Source organism: Phormidesmis priestleyi ULC007 (assembly GCF_001895925.1).
Classification (GTDB): Bacteria; Cyanobacteriota; Cyanobacteriia; order Leptolyngbyales; family Leptolyngbyaceae; genus Phormidesmis_A; species Phormidesmis_A priestleyi_A.
This window is the reverse complement of sequence record NZ_MPPI01000062.1, coordinates 18,383-21,206: the sequence shown is the minus strand read 5'-3', so window position 1 is coordinate 21,206 and position 2,824 is coordinate 18,383. Positions and strand designations below refer to the sequence as shown.

The window sequence follows — 2,824 nt, the reverse complement described above, 5'->3', positions numbered from 1 at the left end:
TCAGCTAACGTGCGATCCTCTTCTGAAGTCAAAATGATCCGGAGGGGAGCAGGCATAAGGAGGGGTTAATTAGAGGGTCTTCCTATCTTATATTTAACTTCACCCTCCTACTTAGGCTTTTTTCCAAGTGTCTAGAGCGGTGTTGACTTGACGATCGAGCGTCGCTAATTGCATCAAAAAGGTAGCTCGGTCAAGCAAATTTTCTGACGATTGTGCGGATGTTTTTTGCAAACACCAAAACCAAACGCTGATCATGCTGAGTGCGATCGCGCCACCTACACTTAGCACGAGCCAATGAATGCCTAACGCGATCACAAAGCAGAGATAGCCGAGAAGAGTCCCAGCTAGAAGCCAGTAGGTTTGAGGACGAAACTTTGAGAATGGATGGCGGATGTTCATGGTGCGATCGCCGAGATTTAATACCGATTTGATTTGTGACGTTTATAAATTTGCATCAGGGCACGGTAGGGGTATGTCGTGCCCCTACTACCGATCGGTCGCAATTGTTGTTGAAATTGGTTTAACTTGCCCTACTAAACCGTGTCAGGTAACTGAGTCCAGTCGGCACTCTTGGCGGGTTCTGACTGGCGTTGTTTTCCGTCTAGTAAGCAACTGACAGTCATGTCTCCCATGACGTTGATAGCAGTTCGGCAGCGATCGAGAAACCAGTCTACCGTCACTAGCAGCGCAATATATTGAGTGGGTAATCCCACTGCGGTGAATACGAGCGTCATCGTTACCAAGCCTGCTTCTGGAATGCCTGCGGCACCGACTGAGGCAAAAATGGCAGTTAACACGACGACGAATTGCTGGGGTAAACTTAAATCAAGTCCTAAAAGTTGAGCGACAAACAGCGCAGACATCGCTTCATATAATGCTGTGCCGTCATTGTTGAAATTGCTGCCAACTAATGCGCCTAACGATGCTGAAGATTCTCGCACTCCTATCTTTTCTATTAAAACTCTAAACGTGACAGGCATCGCTATGGTGGATGATGCCGTTGAGAAAGCAGTCAGTAGGGCATCACTGCCACCTTTCAAAAATCGTTTTGGGCTAACCCAAGATCCCAATCGAACTCGTGTCACATAAAAGATTGACTGTAGGAATAGAGCCAGCAATACTGCGACTACAAAGGCTCCTAATGACTTAAATGGTTCAAATCCTTGTAAAGCGATCGTTTTTGAAACGATTCCAAAAACGGCTAGTGGCACAAAGGCGATGACAAACTGTAATATCTGCACCACTGCCTCAAACAAAATGGTGATAACTTGTTCGATCGCGCGATAATCCTGCTTTCCTTGCTCAATCTGTTGAGCTTTGAGCGATCGTAAAACAACACCAAAGGCTAACGCGACAACAATGAGTTGAATCACATTGTTATCAACTAATGGCTGGATGATTGACGGTGGCACCATATCTTGAAGCAATCCCCAAGGGTCAAAGCTTTTGCCAGAGGTGCCCTCCACTGGAGCCGCAACGCCCCACCATCGACCGGGTTTGAAGACATTGGCTACCAATAGCCCGATCGTGATTGCCGCGATCGTATTGGTCAACAACAGCCTAAATAATCGTCGCCCCGATCGTTCGGGAATCGTTGCTGTTAGAAAGGCGTGCAAGACGGCGAGCAAAATCAACGGGGTCGCCAACGTCCGTAATGCTTTTAGTACCAAATTGCAGGGAATCACCAGATTGTTAATCAAAGCAACCCAATCAGGGTTGGGGTTCCCTGCCCCTGCGAGTAGCCCAACCGCGATCGCCAAAAAGATCGCGATCGCGATCTGCAAATAGAGAGGAATCGCCTTTAAAGAAATGTGCTTCATGCCCTTACTCGCTATGACGTTAGCCACACTGTCCCACATTGCTCATCGGTGATGCTAGATCACTGAGCGATCGCCGCAGAACTGCTCTAAAATTGATCTTGACAAACTTAAAGTTAATCAGCATTTGTGGCAACGCTAAAAGCTTCTAATCAGGGACTTGCCAAAATCAAGCAGGTGCGAAACGAGCAGGGCTGGACGATCGATGATCCTCGCTGGCTGATAGAAGCGAGTCAGATTGTTGAGCCGACGATCGCGTGGAGTGATTTAGAGCAGGTTGCCGATGGGGTTTCTGAAGGCACCTGGAAACGATTTTTGTCAGGCAAAAGCATTGAAACGGTAGCGTTCAAGGCATTTTGTCAAGTGTTAAATCTGAATTGGGAAGAAGTCATCGATCGTTCCGCTAAACCAGAACCTCGTGCAATTAACCCTTCTCAACAAAAGACTTCTGTGCTTTTAGATTGGGGCGATGCACCCGATATCTCTGTGTTCTACGATCGCTCAGAAGTGTTTGACACGCTGACTCAATTACTGGTGGTCGATCGCTGTCGGCTAGTTGCTCTACTCGGCATGGGAGGCATTGGCAAAACGGCTCTAGCAGTCAAGCTAACCGAACATAATCAACCTCAGTTTGAAGGGGTGATTTGGCGATCGCTGCGATCTACTCCAGCGTTATCGGATCTGTTGACTAATTTAATCACTTGCTTAACTCACGTCTCAATCTCAACGACGATCGAAGCATTGCTTTCAACGCTAATTCAACAACTTCGTCAGCGCCGAATCTTGCTGATTTTGGACGGTTGGGAAAATATTTTAGGCGGCGATCGTGCCGGACAATGCAAACCCGGTTATGAAGGCTATGGCGAATTGCTGCGGCGCATCGGCAGCGATCGTCATCAAAGTTGCTTGCTGCTGACCAGTCGAGAAAACCCCGAAGAAGTGACGCTGCTAGAAGATTGCACCCCACTGGCAAAATCGCACAAATTGGCAGGATTGGGCACCGCCGC

3 protein-coding genes are annotated in these 2,824 nt (G+C 47.9%); 1 reads left to right on the top strand and 2 read right to left on the bottom strand.

Annotated elements, in window-relative coordinates:
• Nucleotides 1-111 precede the first annotated feature (111 nt).
• On the bottom strand, nt 112-399 hold the full coding sequence (locus BRW63_RS25505) for a hypothetical protein (RefSeq protein ID WP_073075147.1): 288 nt from the start codon (nt 397-399) through the stop codon (nt 112-114).
• 134 nt (nt 400-533) lie between these two features.
• Nucleotides 534-1,820 carry a dicarboxylate/amino acid:cation symporter gene (locus tag BRW63_RS25500; protein ID WP_073075146.1) on the bottom strand — a complete coding sequence of 429 codons (1,287 nt, stop codon included), beginning with the start codon at nt 1,818-1,820 and terminating at the stop codon, nt 534-536.
• Between the two features lie 126 nt (nt 1,821-1,946).
• Here BRW63_RS25500 and BRW63_RS25495 point away from each other — a divergent pair.
• The coding region (locus BRW63_RS25495) for an NB-ARC domain-containing protein (RefSeq protein WP_143162122.1) at nt 1,947-2,824 on the top strand (878 nt) is incomplete at its 3' end.

Coding starts and splice junctions, on each gene's coding strand:
- BRW63_RS25505 (WP_073075147.1), bottom strand. CDS start 399: ATGAACATCCGCCATCCATTCTCAAAGTTTCGTCCTCAAACCTACTGG.
- BRW63_RS25500 (WP_073075146.1), bottom strand. CDS start 1,820: ATGAAGCACATTTCTTTAAAGGCGATTCCTCTCTATTTGCAGATCGCG.